We start from the raw sequence: 13,743 nt of genomic DNA, 5'->3' as shown, positions 1-13,743 counted from the left end.
CCCCGCGACGCTAGGAGCGGAGGCGGTGCCGCGGCCTCAGGCATCCCGTGCCGTTCTTCCGGGATCGTCCGCTGCCCGCCTACGGTGGCGCCATGGCCGTCGTCGCGGACGCCAGGGCGAGGAGCCCTCGGGGGGACGGGGTGCTGGTCAGCGCCCCGGCCCTGTGGACGCACGTCGGCGACCCGCTGCCGATGCCCCGGCCCCACCGGCACGACGACGTCGAGGTCAACGTCGTCGTGCACGGGAGGCTCCGCTACGTCTTCGGGGGCGCGGAGGTCGAGGTGGACGCCGGGCACGCAGCCCTCTTCTGGGGCGGGACGCCGCACCAGCTCGTGGCGGGGACCACGCCCGGGGCCATGGGGTGGGTCCACGTCCCCCTGGCGACGGCGCTGGCGTGGGGGCTGCGCGTGGACGACGTCGGCGCCCTCCTGCAGCCGCGCCCAGTCGTGGTGCGTCTCGACGACCTCGGCCCCGACGTCGGCCCCCGGGTGACCGCCTGGCACGAGGAGGTTCTGGCCGGCGAGCCCGACGCGGCGCTCCTCGAGGTGCAGGCCCTCGTGCTCCGGCTGCTGCGGTGCCACCGCACCCGTGCGCCGCGGTCCGGGGCGTCGGCGCGGACGCCGGCCGCGGCGCCCGGTCACGTCGACGCCGTGGTGGCGATGACCCGCTACATCGCCGACCACTTCCGCGAGCCGGTCACCACGGCGGACGTCGCCCGTGCGGCCCACCTCGCGCCGACGTACGCCATGACGCTCTTCCGCCGCGGCGTCGGCTGCACCATCGGCGCCTACCTCGTGCGGTGCCGGGTCGCCGAGGCCCGCCGCCTGCTCCTCGGCACGTCCCGCCCGACGACCGACGTCGCCGCCGCGAGCGGCTTCGGCTCCCTGAGCCAGTTCTACGAGCACTTCACGCACGCGTGCGGCGTGCCGCCGGCCCGCTACCGCGCCGCGGCGGGGACGCACGACGGCGACGCGTAGCCGGGCCCGGTCGACGGCATCGCCTTGAGCGACAGGACGCAGGCCGTCCTGCCGCTCCGCGTCGACGTAGCCGGCAGCTTCCTCACCCGCGCCCTGCCGTTCCGGCTGTCGTCGAGCGTGGCGTCGTCGGCAGCGTCGCCGACATCCAGGTCGACCAGCCGGCCGACGGCGGTGTCGGCGGCCTGGTACGTCCCGGGCATCGCCGACTGCGCGCGGCGGGAGCGCCGGCGCACCGCTCTCCGTGGGCCCGTCGTCGGGCTGACGTGCGGACACCGCCCGGATCTCGCCGAGTCCGTCGAGGACGTCCGCACGCCCTGACGTCGACCCCCTGCCCTGGAGGTCGAGGTCTCGGGCTGCCCTCGCCGAGCCCGCGCCTCCCGTGCTGCCGAGCAGAGCTCAGGCAGAGGTCTCGTCGAGTGCCGGTCGCAGGTCCGTCTCGCCGAAGTCGTCGCCCGTGAAGAGCAGGGCCTCCCCGGTCACCGACGCCAACGCGTAGCTGAAGCAGTCCCCGAGGTTCAGCCCCGCGGGGTGACCGCTGCCCTTGCCGTAGTCGCGGTAGGCGTCGCGGGCCACGGCGGCGTGCGTGGCGGTGAACGGCTCCACGACGACGTCGAGCGCGTCGAGCAGCTCGTCGAGACGACGGCTGAGCACGGGGTCGCGGCGGGCGTCCACGACGACGGACAGCTCGACGAGCGTCGCGGCGGAGATGCGCAGGACGTCGGCCCGGCTCATCGCCGCGAGGTGGTCCTCGGCGTCGGGCTCGCCGCGGAGGACGGCGACGACGGCCGAGGTGTCGAGGATCACCGGGGCAGACCACCGTCGTCGTAGAGGTCCGCCGCCGGGTCGACGCGGTCGTCCGCGCCCCACCGTGCCGCCGCGTCGGCAGCCACGGTCCTCACCCGCTCCCAGCGGCCCTCACGCACGTCGTCGCTGTCGCGCAGCGCCTCGAGCTGTGCCGTGAGAGCGCCGGTCACCGCCCGGGTGACGGTCTGCCCGGTCGCCCGGGCGAGCTCTCGGGCCAACCTCTCGGTCTCGACGTTCTTGATGCTGAGCGCCATACCGCCAAGGTACTTCGGCGAGGCACCTAGGTACCTCGCCTCCGGATCAGTCCCACTGGATGCGCCGAGCGACTGACGGGAGGCCGGCCGGCTGCGCACCCCGGCACGGCTGCCGATGGGTCGGCGTCACCACCAGCACGTCCTCGGGGGAAGCATGTCCACGCTCGTCGTCATCGCCATCGCCTTGGCCGCTGTACTCGCGGCCGTCGCCGTCGTCCTGTCCGCTGTCGTGCTGCGTGTGGTGAGCCGCAGCGGCACGGCTACGGATCCGCGGCCCCAGCTCGACACCCTGACGCAGCGCGTCGACCAGGTCGTCGACCGCGCACGGACGGACGCCGCCGAGCAGGCCAGCGCACTGCGCGGCGAGCTGCGCGCGACGGAGCAGGAGGCGCGCCGTGAGGCGTCTACCGGGCGGCAGGAGCTGCTCGCCATGCTTGGGGCCGCGCACGAGCAGGTCGTCACCGCGCTCGCCGGACAACAGCAGTCCGCCGGGCGCCTCGGCCGTGAGGGCCTCACGGCACAGGCCGCCTCGGCCACGGCGCTGCAGGAGGCACAGGTCGCGGCGGCCGGCATGCTGAGGCAGAGCCTTGAGACGGCGACGGCGTCGCTCCAAGAGCGCCAGGCGGCCGAGCTGGCGCGCCTGCGCGAGGAGATCACCGCAGCCGTCACCGCCCTGGGCGAGCGCGCTGCGTCGACACAACGCGACACCGCCGCCGCGACGCAGACGGCGCTGACGACGTCGCTCGACGGTCTGCGGGGCGCCATCGAGCAGCGCCTCGGGGCCGTCGGCGAAGGTCAGGAGGCACTTCGGACGCACCTGACCCAGGGCGCCGACACCGCCCGCACCGAGCAGGGGCAGCACCTCGAGAGACTGCGCACATCCGTCGGCACGTCGGTCGCCCAACTCCAGAAGGCGCAGCGAGAGGCCCTGGCGGAGATGACGTCGAACCAGGCGCGCGAGGTGGCCGCCCTCCGCGAGACGGTCACGGCGGCGCAGAAGGATCTCCGCACCGAGGTCGCCGCACGGCTGAAGGATCTCGGCGAGGCGCAGGGGCGCAGTCTCCAGCGCGCCGGCTCGACGCAGGCCGAGCACGTCGCGAATCTCACCCAGTCGTTGACCGCGGCGCAGACGGCCATGCGCACCGAGGTGACGAAGAGCCTTGACGCCATGGCCACGTCCAACGGGGTCACGCTGGAGGCCATGCGCGTGACGGTCCAGGAGAAGCTCGACGACACGCTGACCAAGCGTCTCGACTCCAGCTTCACCCGTGTGACCGAGAGCCTCAAGATCGTGGGCGAGGGCCTCGGCGACATGCAGAGGCTCGCTCAGGGCGTGGGCTCTCTGCAGCGCACCCTGACCAACGTGAAGCACCGCGGCGCGTGGGCCGAGCTGCAGCTCGAGTCGCTGCTCGCCGACCTCCTCACCGGCGACCAGTTCGTCCGCCAGCACCGCATCAACCCGGGCAGCTCCGAGCTCGTCGACTTCGCCGTCCGCCTGCCGGGCACGAAGGACGGCACGCCCGTCTGGCTCGGCATCGACTCGAAGTTCCCGATGGACGTCTACGAACGCTTCCAGGCGGCGTGGGAGGCGGGCGAAGCCGCGGGGCTCAAGATGGCCAGCAAGGAGCTCGTGGACCGCGTCGCCGCGGAGGCGCGCTCCATCAGCGGCAAGTACGTGAACCCGCCGCACACCACGGACTTCGCGGTGATGTACCTACCGACCGAGGGCCTCTTCGCCGAGGTCGTCCGCCAGCCCGGGCTCGTCCACGACCTGCGCACCAAGCACAAGGTCGTCGTCGCCGGGCCGACGACGCTGACGGCGCTGCTGTCGTCGATGTCCATGGGCTTCCGGACGCTCGCCATCGAGAAGCGTTCTAGCGAGGTGTGGGAGGTCCTCGGCTCTGTGAAGGCGGAGTTCGAGAGATCCGCCGTCGTGTGGGAGAGGCTCGAGAAGCAGCTGCAGACCGCCGGCAAGACGGCGCACGAGACGGGCGTGCGGCACCGCGCGGTCGAGCGGCGTCTGCGGGTGGTCGAGTCTCGTCCGGCCGAGGGGGCCCTACCGCGGCAGGTCGGCATCGACACCGCGACGGACGTCGATCCTCTCGAGACGCTCGTCGGTATCGACGGGTACGAGACCGCCGACTGATGGCGGACGAGGTCCGTGCGTCACCAACCCACGCCGGCGCGGCGCCGCCTGCTTCCGCCCTCCACATCCAGGAGATTCATGCCATGACCAGCCGCTACCGGGTCTACCTCGAGAGCTGGACGTACCAGACCGACGAGGGCCTCGACGAGAGCTGCCGCGCCGAGCTGGTCGAGCTCCTCGACGACGAGCGCGAGGAAGAGCGGGTCACCGAGTTCGACGCGGACGGTCGGTCGGCCGTCGACGACGTGCTGGGGACGCTCGGGTGGCGCCGCACCGGTCACTGGGCGGTGCACCAGTGGCACGGCTACGAGTACGCCGCCGTGACGCCGCTGATCGCCACGAGGTGACGCCGTCGCTGCCCTCGACCACCTTGACCACACTCCACGGTCTGCGCTCGGACCACGGGCAGGCGCCCTACTCGTCGAAGAGCACTTCCTCTTCTTGAGGCGGGCCCTTCCCGCCTCTCCGTCGGCGACCTCGTGCCGGAGCGCTCGGAGCCTCCAGGCCGAGGCCGTAGGTGACGCCCGGACCCCTCGTCGCCGTCGACGTCCGCACCAGCAACCCCCGGCGAACCATGTCGGACAGCAAGCGCGACGTCGCCGTCACGTCCGTGTCGAGCACCAGCCGCACGACGCGGGAGTTGATCTGCCCCATCTCGCGCGCCAGCTCGATCACCTTGCGGTCCGACTCGTCGACGGTGCGACGCCGGTACGTCACGGCCGGCCCCAGCCCGGCGACGGCCTGCTCACGGAGTCGGTAGGTCGGTCGCGCGCGTCGGGACGTCTCCCGCGTCGCCTCGACGAGCATCAGGGGGTGCGCGCTCAGGCGCTCGAGGACCTCCTGCGCCTCCTCGACGGGGCGTTGCAGCAGAGGCGCCAGGGCGCCGGCGCTGGTGGTCCGGCGGCTGAGCAGCGTGAGGAGGACGAGCATCGTGTCCGCGTCGTCGGCTGCGCCCGGGGGCAGCGTCGAGACGAAGCGGGTCAGGTAGGTGTTGGGGCTGCCTCCCGTGAGGACGACCTCGACCGCCGAGGCGTCGGCGGAGAAGGTGGGGGGCTGGTGCCCGACGCGGGTCATCTCCGCGTACATCCGATCGACACCCGATCCCGCTGTCTCTGCGAGTCCGAGCGTCCGGACGGCCTGCGCCAGCTGCAGATTGCGTGCTCGTGGGGACGTCGTCAGGACGTTGTCCACGGTCACGCCGGAGACGAAGGAGCCGGGCGACGTCACGGAGAAGCGAGTGGCCGCGTGCTGGACGGTGACGCGGCCGGGGAGACGGAAGTCTCGGTGCATCACCGCGTTAACCACGGCTTCCCTGACGGCCGCCTCGGGCAGATCTGCGACCTGGAGCTGCTGCCCGCCTCCCACCGGCACGGCGGTCCGGTCCACCCGGGCGTCGACGAGCTCGAGGAGCCGGCGCAGGACGAGGAGGAGCGGGCCGGAGAGCTGCTCGTTGACGACGACCGACCCCGTCGGGGTGCGTCGGTAGACGTAGGTGACCTGCTCGGTCGGCACGGCGTCCGTCAGCAGCACCTGGCCAGCGCGCGTGAGCGTCCGGCGGGGGGTCAGGAGACCGAGCCGGCGCACGAGGTCCGCGTCGGAGGCCTCGGCGTAGGCGCGTCGCACCGGGTCCGCCAGCTGCCGCAGGAGGCGCCGCACCTCGACGACCGCTGCGACGTCGACGCGTTCCAGAGGCGTGTCGCTGTCGCCGGCCGACCAGTCCTCGCCCCTGCGGTCGGCGACCACCGAGGCGATGCGTTCGGTGGTCATCGGTTCGCACGAGGAGCCGATGCGCTCCGTCGCCCTGCCGCGGACGGCGTGCACGGTCGGGCTGCTGGGGACGGCGATCACGAGGAGGTTCACGTCCTCGTGCGCATGCGGCAGGACGTCGACGACGAGCGAGGGCTCGGTCAGCTGGTAGATGCGCGAGCGCAGGGCGTCTGCGTCCAGGCCCGTGCCGACGAAGGCCTCGTGACCGCCCGGTGCGTCGCGGACGCCCACCACGACGGCCCCACCGCCCGCGTTGGCGAAGCAGGTGACCGCTTCGGCGAGGTCGACGGCGGTGTCCTCTCGTGATCGCCCCTGCGTCTTGAACTCGAGCCGCGGACCCTCCAGCGTGCGCGCCCGCTCGCCCTCGTCGATGGCCACCAGCGCCGCGAGGACGTCCGCGGTGACCGCCATGGTTCCTCCTGAGTTTTGCGTGGCCCTGCACTGTGTAGGGATAGGCAAAACTAGCGCGATACTGCGCAGTGCGGCGACCGGAGACGTCAGGCCTGCACCAGGTCGACGCCGGCGTCGAGCTCCTCCCAGGGCCAACGGCCGTAGTCGTCCTGCCAGACGACCTGGAGGAGCGGCAGGGGCGGCCCGTCCTCGGCGTACATCGCCTGCAGCACCACGGCGGACTCCGGGTGGCTGACCGGTTCGAAGCGGACGAGGACGCGTCCGAGGTCGTCGAGCTGGTCACCCGCGGCGAAGCGCTCCCCCTCCAGCACCCGGCGCGCGAGGCGGTCTACCAGCAAGTACGACAGGGCGACCGGCGCCCCGCAGACCAGCAGGTCGCGCTGGCCGTCCTGGCGGCTGAGGCCGACGGTGTAGGTGACCGGGTAGCCGGCTCCGTCGCCGGTGACGTGGACGATCGAGAAGCCGTCCTCCTCCACCTCCCGGTGGTGCTCCTCAGCGATGTCACCGAGATCGGTCGGGCACAGCTCGCACATGGCCCCTCCTGGTCGTCGGCGCTCGTCGCCGGCTGCGGGGTCGCGACGCTACGCACGGAGGCCGTACTGGTCGGGCAGTGACAGCGGGCCTGTGGACAAGGCGTCCGGGATGTCGGGGGTGGATCTTCGTCCTCCACAACACCAGCGTCCTGCCCCGAGCGATCTCGCTTCTCCGCCGCTCACCCCGTACGCTGTTCGGTATTGACCGAACGTCGAACGCGAGGAGTGGCGTCATGGACGAGGCCCTCGTGGTCGACGCCCTGCACCAGATCGGTCTGCAGACGAGCACCTCGGAGGAAGGGCACGGGGCACAGGCGCCGGACGTCGTCGTCCACGTCGGCGGTGGGGCGCCGATCGCCGTCGAGGTGAAGCGCCGATCTCTTGTCACCGACGACGACGCACGTCGGCTCGCCGCAGCACCGCCACCGACCGGTGGGGTACTCCTCGTCGTGGCCGACCGGGTGACGGCCCCAGCACGAAAGGTCCTCAGCGCACCCGGCCTGGGCTACCTGGACCTCCGGGGTCACCTCGCTCTGCGCACCGACCAGGTGCTCGTCGACACCGACATCACGCCCGTGCAGGGGCGGGCCGCACGCAAGAGCGCGCTGAGCGGCAAGGCAGGGCTCGAGGTCGCCACCGCCCTGCTGCTACGACCCGAGCGGCAGGCAGCCGTCCGGGCGCTGGCCCGCGAGCTGGGACGAGCGCCGAGCACGGTCTCGGACGTGCTCGGTGCCCTCCGACGCGACGGTCTGCTCGACGGCGGCGCGGTGGAGCGCACCGACCTCTTCTGGCAGGTCGCCGAGCACTGGCCTACCCAGCGCTCCGGCCTCGCACGCCCGCCGTCGCCGACGGACGTCGGTGTGGCGACGACGCTGCGGCTCGGGCTGGCCACCGTCGGCCAGGAGGCGGGGTGGGCCCTGACCGACTCGGCGGCGGCGGCCGCGTACGGCGCGCCGCTGGCCTTCCGGTCGGGGCAGGTGCACGACTTCGTGGTCCCCGACCCTGCTGTCGTCCGTCGCGCCGTCACCCTGCTCGGCTCGGCGGCACCGGGAGGGCAGGCGGTCGCCACGGTGCGCGCCGCGCCGGTACCGGCGGCCGCGGTGCTCAGGAGCTGGCGAGGGGACGGCGCGGCGCGGTGGCCGCTCGCACACCCCCTGTTCGTCGCGCTGGACCTCGCCCAGGACGCCGGCCGCGGACGCGAGGTGCTCGAGGCGTGGATCCCGGACGGGCAGTGGCCCCGTGCTTGGTGAACCCGTGCGGTTCGTGGGTGCCGCGATGGCCGCGGTCGTGCACGGCATCGAGGAGGTGCGGTCGCTGACGGGCACCCCGCCCGTCGTCGTCGGCGGTCTCGCCGTCCTCGCGCGCTTGTCGACGCCGTACCGGGCCACCGTCGACCTCGACGTGGTGGACCGACGCCGGGGAGAGGTCCCCCAGCTCGAGCTCCTCCGTGGGGCGGACGGAGCCCGGTCGGTCGACCCGACCGCCGTCGTGCTGCCGACCCCCTACGGCGACGTCACCGTCGACGTCCTCGAGGTCCGGCAGATCGAGCTCGACGAAGCGAGCGACGACCCCGGGGACCGCCTCCACGCGGCGGCGCACGCCTGGGCGTTCGACACGGCGACGGACGTCGAGATCGAGGTCACCGTCCCGGGCGGGGCCGCTGTCACCGTGACGACGTCTGTGGCCGAGCCCGGTCCGCTGGTGGCGATGAAGCTCCAGGCGGTCATGGACCGCGGCGCGGCCAAGGCGGGCACCGATCTTCACGACATCGTCCACCACGTCACCGACCCGGCCACACGGCAACCGGCGCTCCGCCAGGTCAGCGACGTGCGCACCGAGATCGCCGACGACATCGCGTGGCACGTCGAGCACTGATTCGTCCGGCAGCGTCGCCTCGTGCGGCAGCGCATCGACGCCGTGGGTGGCGACCTCACCACCGACGACCTCGACCTCGTCGGTGAGCTGCTCCTGGCCGCCACGAGGCGCGACAGCCGATGACGATCTGAGCGCAGCGAGCGCCTTGTGCTCGTGGCAGCCGTACGCCGCGGCCGACGACGCCGGCACGGTCGTCGCACCCCGCCCGGCGACCGACGGACCTCCGTCTCACCAGGTCGCGCCTGTCGTGGCGACCGGACCGCCGACCGTCACTGCTCCGAACGGGTGGTGGAGCGCGGCGACCTGCCATGAGGTCGAGCCGCCGGCGCTCCTCGTGGCGAGGCGGCCCGGCGAACGTCGACGAGACGGCCGAGTGACGGAGGGGCTGCCCGTAAGGTCCGGGACCAGAGGCGGACGACGGCCGTCGCCGTGTCACGGGGGGCACTGTGCAGGACTCATCGACGTCGGCGACCAGCGACGACGGAGCGGGCAGCGGACGCAGCGACGCGGTGGGGTCGGCCCCCGTGGTCACGTCGGCACAGGATCCCGAAGGGGCCAGGGCCGAGCCGTCGACCGTCCTCGCAGAGATCCTCCCCGGCATCGCGGTCGTCTTCGGTGACGTGCCCGCGGGCCTCGACCTCGTCGACTTCGGCCTGGTGCCGACCGACGACCGGGCGCGGATCTCCACGGCTCTTGCCTCCGCGGGGGTGCTGACGACGGCGGGCGGTGGCATCGGCAAGGCCGTCACCGGCGCGCAGGGGCTCTTCCGGCTCGGTGCCGAGACGCAGGCTCTCGTCAACGGCGGGGCGACGCTCGCCATCAAGAACGGCGCGAACCTCGGCGCGGTCATGAAGGGCGGGAAGATCGTCGCGCAGGCGCGGCTCGTCCCGGTCGCGGCGCTGAACCCGGTGACCGCCGCGGCCGTCATCGGTCCCGCCGTGGCGATGGTCGCCCTGCAGATGAAGCTCAGCGAGATCAGCGGCCTCGTCAGCACGAACATCGCCCTCACGACGCAGGTGCTCACCACCATCCGCCGCGAGCAGTGGGCCGAGCTGCTGGGCCTCGTCGCGTCGATCGACGGGGTCGTCGCCCAGGCGCGGGAGGTCGGCGCCGTCCCGGAGTCGCTGTGGGACAGCATCGCGGGCAGCGAGGCGCCGCTGCGCAAGCAGCTCGGCCTCTACCGCGAGAACGTCGTCGAGCACGTCCGGCAGCTCGACAAGCGGGACGCCCAGGACCGTCGCCAGTACCTGGAGACGAACGCCGAGGCCATCGTCTTCGACACCAACGCGCTGCTGTCCTCCCTCAAGGGGTGGACCGGCTACCAGGCCCTGCGCGCCGGTCGGGCGCGGACCGCCGGCGCCGACGACCCGGCGGAGGCGCGCCTCGTCGACGTCATCACCCGCGACGCCCAGGAGGAGCTCGCCTCGGGGCTGGCCACGACGACGACGCTCGTCGACGCGCTCACGCGCGAGCTCCAGATCATCGCCGAGCTGCGCGGCCGAGCGGGCATGCCGCTGACGCAGAAGCGCAAGGACGCGAAGGCGGTCCGCCTGACGTGTGGCCAGCTGCTCGACGCCATCCGGCCGCTCGCCGACGTCCTACGCCCGCAGGCGCCCGCACCGCAGGAGCCGGACGTCGTCTGCGCCCCGGCCGACCTGGACCACGAGCCCTACCTCCGCGTGCTGCGGTGGCTGCTCGAGGACGGCGAGCACGTCCGGTGCCTAGCCTTCCCTTTCCGCCTCGACGACCTCGCCAAGGGCGCCGTCCTGCTCGGGCGGCTCGACCCCGAGAAGTGGGCGGCGGTCGTCGCCGTCACGGACCGCCGGATCGTCACGGCGAGGCCTGGCGACCTGCGCGAGCACGGCAAGGTCGCGAGCAGCGTCTCGCTCGACCTTGTGCGCTACGTCCGCGCGGCCACCGCGGAGGAGGCGGGCGGGAAGGCTCGCATCGACGTCATCACGCGCGAAGAGAACGTGCGGTGGACCTTCCACCCCGAGACCACCGACGAGCATGTGGGTGCCCTCGCCGCGGTGCTCGCCGCGTCGATGACGATCCCGGACGAGGAGCGTGACGCTCTCACGCGACGGGGTGTCCCCGTCCTGACGAGCGCGGCGACGAGGGCGACATCCCTGCCCGCTGGATCGGTAGGTGTACCTACGTAGCGCGCGGGGACGGCGAGGCTCCTACCTCCTGGCGAGAGCTTCCCCGACCTCGCGGTCGTCTTCGGTGACTTGCCCGCCCAGCTCAACGACCTGAACGGGCGGACTTGGAGCCGTTAGAAAGACGCGCCCTAGTCCGCCTGACGAGCAGGGGCCGACATGGGCGTAGACAAAATACCCACAGCCCCTCCATAAATGCACGACGATAGGTCATTGGGCAATTCGGCCGCAACACTCCAGGCGATACTAATCGAAAGCCTCGCGAAATTGTTCAATGAAGGCGTTGAGCCACTCGCCGCGCTCCCCGTCCCGAACCCGATAGGCGGCAAGTAGGTCATTCAGCGTCTGCAGCGTCGTCACAGGACCCCACCGGTCCCCCGAAGCCACCAAGGCCTCCTCGAGCCACTTGAGCGCCCACACGCGGTCATCGCGCAGAACGGACACCTCGAGCATGGTCGCGAACATCCAAGACGTCGGCTCGAAACGGTGCAGCTGCACCTCTGTGGCGTAGGAGACGACGGGCAGGATGCGCTCAACGAGGGCCACGTCGTCACGATCACCGCGAATGGTCGCCAGCGTACAGGCGTTGATGCCCGGGTAAGGATCAGTCATGTCGCGCCAGTGCCCCTCAGCGTAGGCGTCGATGGCGCTAGCGAGTGCACTCGCCCGACGCCGTCCCGACGTGGCACGTCTCCATTCTCCCTTGTGCACGCGGCCGATGAGCCCGAAGGTCTCCGAGGTGCCTCTTGCCTCGCTCACCAGGGCACGCAGCACCTCGAGGGCGCGGCTCAGGTCCACGTCCGATCCCGTCACCTCCGCACGGCGGTTCAACGCGAAAGCCAACTGTTCCAGCGGCGTCGACCGATTCCTCAAAGTCGGCGGCATGGCCTCAACGACGCGTATCATGGAGTCCCAGTCCTCCAGGGCCCGGTGCGTGAGCAGGACGTCCATGGCGAGCGCCGGCTCACGCCGGGACGGTTCAGGCAGGCCAGCCTCACACTTCTGCATCAGGCGTCGGGCAGCGATGACATCCTTGTCGATGGCCACGCGGCGCACGCCAGCCAAGGCATAGCGATGCTGCTGATCTCGCTCCACCTGGGCGGCGAAGTCGTCCGTCTTCATGCTGGCTGGCGGCGGTGGCCTCCAGCTCTCCACAAGTTGGTACAGGGGGCTGTCCATGTATTTGGCGTCAAGATTAGCCTTGCTCTTCGCCTGAAGCAACGCCTCCGTCAGCGCCTCTCTCAGGTCTTGAGCCGCTCTGTCGTCGAGCCGATCGTGGTCGTCGAGCTGATAACGAACAGCCCGTAGATTGCGGACATCGAAGGGCATCGCATCAGGTCTCGCCGTGATGGCGACCGTGCTGGCTGGGCGAACGGCATGACGGATCCCCAACTCATAGAAGACGTTGCCGTTTACCGCCGTCAGGTCGACGACAACGAAATCGCACATCAACAAGGCGTCGAAGAGAGACTTCTGCACCATGCCGCCGACGGTGGTCATGTCGTCACGGAGAGGTTCGAGACCCGCCGCCTCGATGGCAGGCCTGATGGACTTCTCGAAGACATGGTCGAAGTCGACTGACTGGCCGCTCTCTGGATGCGGCTTCACCCCGAAGGGCATGACGGCGAAGCAGTACGGTCGTCGTCCCAAGGGGCACCTCCGGCGTGTCTGGCGCGGGCTGGAGGAGGGGCACCCTACTTTGTCCAGGACACGATGGTTGGTTGGCCAGCGATGCGCTACGTCCGGGACGGGGACTCATGAGTAGCCCACCAGGCGCAGAGGACTACCTCCGGGACCGCGTCGAGCAGTACCGTCACTGGTACGACGCGCGAGCCCGCTTCTGCAAGCGCTGTTACCTGCGGGTCCGTGTCACGGGCCTGCTGGCTGGGTCAACCACTGTCCTCATGTGCGGCCTGTGGGATGACCGCTTACGCTACGCCACAGCTGCCGGCGCCCTCGTGACACTTCTAGCCCTCACGCTCGACGGGGTACTCCGATTGCGTGAGCAGTGGGAGAACTACCGCTACACAGAACAGTATCTGGACCGCGAGAAGCACCTCTTCCTCGCCTCGGCGGGCATCTACCGAGAGGTAGACGCGCGCGTCGCCCTGCAGCGCTTCGTCGAAAGAGTGGAGTGGGCGATCGGGGCCGAGAACTCGACGACCCTGGCGACACTCGCCCTGGCGCCTGACATTCGCACGGACACGCGGTAAGCGCACGCACGAGAGGTGATTGATAGTGGTGGCGCAGAGTGCGGGACCCGCAGGCCTTCCAGAGTGGGACGGCGAATTTCTCGTCGGCGAACCAGACAGGATACCCATCTTCCTCAGCCACCCAGACCCCAACACAGACGCCCAGCGCGAGTTTCTGCAAGAACTCGGGCGCCTGCTGATGCATCGCGGGCTTCACCCGCGGACTCTAGGGCGCACGGATTACGATGTGCAGGAACCGCTCGCCGGGACGTACGGAGTCATGGCTCAGTGCTACGGCGTCTTTACCGTCGCCTTCGCTAAGCATCGCGTCAACGGCCCCGACGGCGCACACAACGTCTCGAGCCCATGGATGCACATAGAGACCGCCATGGCCTATGGCCTCGGTCTACCTGTCGCCGTCCTCCGAGAGGAGGGCGTGTTGGCCGAAGGCGTGCTCGAGAAAGGCGTCGCCGGCGTGTACCTAGGTTCGTTTCCACTGGACGTCTCGCCGGTCGAGACATTGAGCCACCCGCGCTCGAGTGGGTACATCGACGCATGGACCGGTCAGGTGCGGGAGACCGTGCGCTTCAAGTCGAGGCCACCGCGGCACTACCGCTGAACCCAG

Annotated in this window: 14 protein-coding genes; 9 read left to right on the top strand and 5 right to left on the bottom strand. The window is 71.2% G+C overall.

What is annotated here, in order from left to right:
• The first annotated feature begins 92 nt into the window (after positions 1–92).
• Both WDZ17_RS00140 and WDZ17_RS00135 read left to right on the top strand, forming a co-directional pair.
• Positions 93–977, top strand: coding sequence for a helix-turn-helix domain-containing protein (locus tag WDZ17_RS00140; RefSeq protein ID WP_339573092.1), 885 nt, complete (start codon positions 93–95; stop codon positions 975–977).
• A gap of 24 nt (positions 978–1,001) precedes the next feature.
• Positions 1,002–1,295, top strand: coding sequence for a hypothetical protein (locus WDZ17_RS00135; RefSeq protein WP_339573091.1), 294 nt, complete (start codon positions 1,002–1,004; stop codon positions 1,293–1,295).
• Between the two features lie 78 nt (positions 1,296–1,373).
• Here WDZ17_RS00135 and WDZ17_RS00130 read toward each other — a convergent pair whose 3' ends face one another.
• Complete coding sequence (locus tag WDZ17_RS00130) at positions 1,374–1,781, bottom strand: type II toxin-antitoxin system VapC family toxin (RefSeq protein WP_339573090.1); 408 nt, start codon at positions 1,779–1,781, stop codon at positions 1,374–1,376.
• Positions 1,778–2,035, bottom strand: coding sequence for a type II toxin-antitoxin system VapB family antitoxin (locus WDZ17_RS00125; RefSeq protein WP_339573089.1), 258 nt, complete (start codon positions 2,033–2,035; stop codon positions 1,778–1,780). Before WDZ17_RS00125 ends, WDZ17_RS00130 begins: the two co-directional genes overlap by 4 nt.
• 154 nt (positions 2,036–2,189) lie before the next feature.
• Between WDZ17_RS00125 and WDZ17_RS00120 the strand changes: the two genes are divergently transcribed.
• Both WDZ17_RS00120 and WDZ17_RS00115 read left to right on the top strand, forming a co-directional pair.
• Positions 2,190–4,181 (top strand): DNA recombination protein RmuC, encoded by a 1,992-nt coding sequence (locus WDZ17_RS00120; RefSeq protein WP_339573088.1) that lies wholly within the window; start codon positions 2,190–2,192, stop codon positions 4,179–4,181.
• A gap of 83 nt (positions 4,182–4,264) precedes the next feature.
• The gene (locus WDZ17_RS00115; RefSeq protein WP_339573087.1) at positions 4,265–4,528 is read left to right on the top strand and encodes a hypothetical protein; all 264 of its coding nucleotides are present in this window, start codon (positions 4,265–4,267) and stop codon (positions 4,526–4,528) included.
• Positions 4,529–4,595: 67 nt separating this feature from the next.
• On the opposite strand, the gene WDZ17_RS00110 is transcribed toward WDZ17_RS00115, so the two are convergent.
• Both WDZ17_RS00110 and WDZ17_RS00105 read right to left on the bottom strand, forming a co-directional pair.
• Positions 4,596–6,359 (bottom strand): RNA/DNA-binding domain-containing protein, encoded by a 1,764-nt coding sequence (locus tag WDZ17_RS00110; RefSeq protein WP_339573086.1) that lies wholly within the window; start codon positions 6,357–6,359, stop codon positions 4,596–4,598.
• An 86-nt stretch (positions 6,360–6,445) separates the two neighbouring features.
• Positions 6,446–6,892, bottom strand: a complete 447-nt coding sequence (locus WDZ17_RS00105; protein WP_339573085.1) for a DUF4262 domain-containing protein — start codon at positions 6,890–6,892, stop codon at positions 6,446–6,448.
• Between the two features lie 233 nt (positions 6,893–7,125).
• On the opposite strand from WDZ17_RS00105, the gene WDZ17_RS00100 reads away from it, so the two are divergent.
• From WDZ17_RS00100 to WDZ17_RS00090, 3 genes are all read left to right on the top strand, one after another.
• Positions 7,126–8,142, top strand: a complete 1,017-nt coding sequence (locus WDZ17_RS00100; RefSeq protein WP_339573084.1) for a helix-turn-helix domain-containing protein — start codon at positions 7,126–7,128, stop codon at positions 8,140–8,142.
• A gap of 4 nt (positions 8,143–8,146) precedes the next feature.
• The gene (locus WDZ17_RS00095) at positions 8,147–8,767 is read left to right on the top strand and encodes a nucleotidyl transferase AbiEii/AbiGii toxin family protein (protein WP_339573083.1); all 621 of its coding nucleotides are present in this window, start codon (positions 8,147–8,149) and stop codon (positions 8,765–8,767) included.
• Between the two features lie 524 nt (positions 8,768–9,291).
• Positions 9,292–10,929 carry a hypothetical protein gene (locus WDZ17_RS00090; protein WP_339573082.1) on the top strand — a complete coding sequence of 546 codons (1,638 nt, stop codon included), beginning with the start codon at positions 9,292–9,294 and terminating at the stop codon, positions 10,927–10,929.
• Between the two features lie 243 nt (positions 10,930–11,172).
• Here the strand turns inward: WDZ17_RS00090 and WDZ17_RS00085 are convergent, their stop codons facing one another.
• Complete coding sequence (locus WDZ17_RS00085; RefSeq protein ID WP_339573081.1) at positions 11,173–12,546, bottom strand: TRAFs-binding domain-containing protein; 1,374 nt, start codon at positions 12,544–12,546, stop codon at positions 11,173–11,175.
• Between the two features lie 101 nt (positions 12,547–12,647).
• Here WDZ17_RS00085 and WDZ17_RS00080 point away from each other — a divergent pair, with 101 nt between their 5' ends.
• Both WDZ17_RS00080 and WDZ17_RS00075 read left to right on the top strand, forming a co-directional pair.
• Positions 12,648–13,139, top strand: coding sequence for a DUF4231 domain-containing protein (locus WDZ17_RS00080; RefSeq protein ID WP_339573080.1), 492 nt, complete (start codon positions 12,648–12,650; stop codon positions 13,137–13,139).
• Between the two features lie 25 nt (positions 13,140–13,164).
• A complete protein-coding gene (locus tag WDZ17_RS00075; protein ID WP_339573079.1) occupies positions 13,165–13,737 on the top strand; it encodes a hypothetical protein in 573 nt (190 codons plus the stop codon).
• The last annotated feature ends 6 nt before the right edge of the window (positions 13,738–13,743 follow it).

The organism is Pseudokineococcus basanitobsidens, assembly GCF_037482545.1.
Taxonomy (GTDB): domain Bacteria; phylum Actinomycetota; class Actinomycetes; order Actinomycetales; family Quadrisphaeraceae; genus Pseudokineococcus; species Pseudokineococcus basanitobsidens.
The sequence above is the reverse complement of the archived record's forward strand: the minus strand, read 5'-3'. Positions and strand labels throughout refer to the sequence as shown.

Excerpts from the sequence above, each read along its gene's own strand:
- WDZ17_RS00115 (WP_339573087.1), top strand. The coding sequence starts at position 4,265 with ATGACCAGCCGCTACCGGGTCTACCTCGAGAGCTGGACGTACCAGACC.
- WDZ17_RS00110 (WP_339573086.1), bottom strand. The coding sequence starts at position 6,359 with ATGGCGGTCACCGCGGACGTCCTCGCGGCGCTGGTGGCCATCGACGAG.
- WDZ17_RS00105 (WP_339573085.1), bottom strand. The coding sequence starts at position 6,892 with ATGTGCGAGCTGTGCCCGACCGATCTCGGTGACATCGCTGAGGAGCAC.
- WDZ17_RS00100 (WP_339573084.1), top strand. The coding sequence starts at position 7,126 with ATGGACGAGGCCCTCGTGGTCGACGCCCTGCACCAGATCGGTCTGCAG.
- WDZ17_RS00140 (WP_339573092.1), top strand. The coding sequence starts at position 93 with ATGGCCGTCGTCGCGGACGCCAGGGCGAGGAGCCCTCGGGGGGACGGG.
- WDZ17_RS00125 (WP_339573089.1), bottom strand. The coding sequence starts at position 2,035 with ATGGCGCTCAGCATCAAGAACGTCGAGACCGAGAGGTTGGCCCGAGAG.
- WDZ17_RS00120 (WP_339573088.1), top strand. The coding sequence starts at position 2,190 with ATGTCCACGCTCGTCGTCATCGCCATCGCCTTGGCCGCTGTACTCGCG.
- WDZ17_RS00085 (WP_339573081.1), bottom strand. The coding sequence starts at position 12,546 with ATGCCCTTCGGGGTGAAGCCGCATCCAGAGAGCGGCCAGTCAGTCGAC.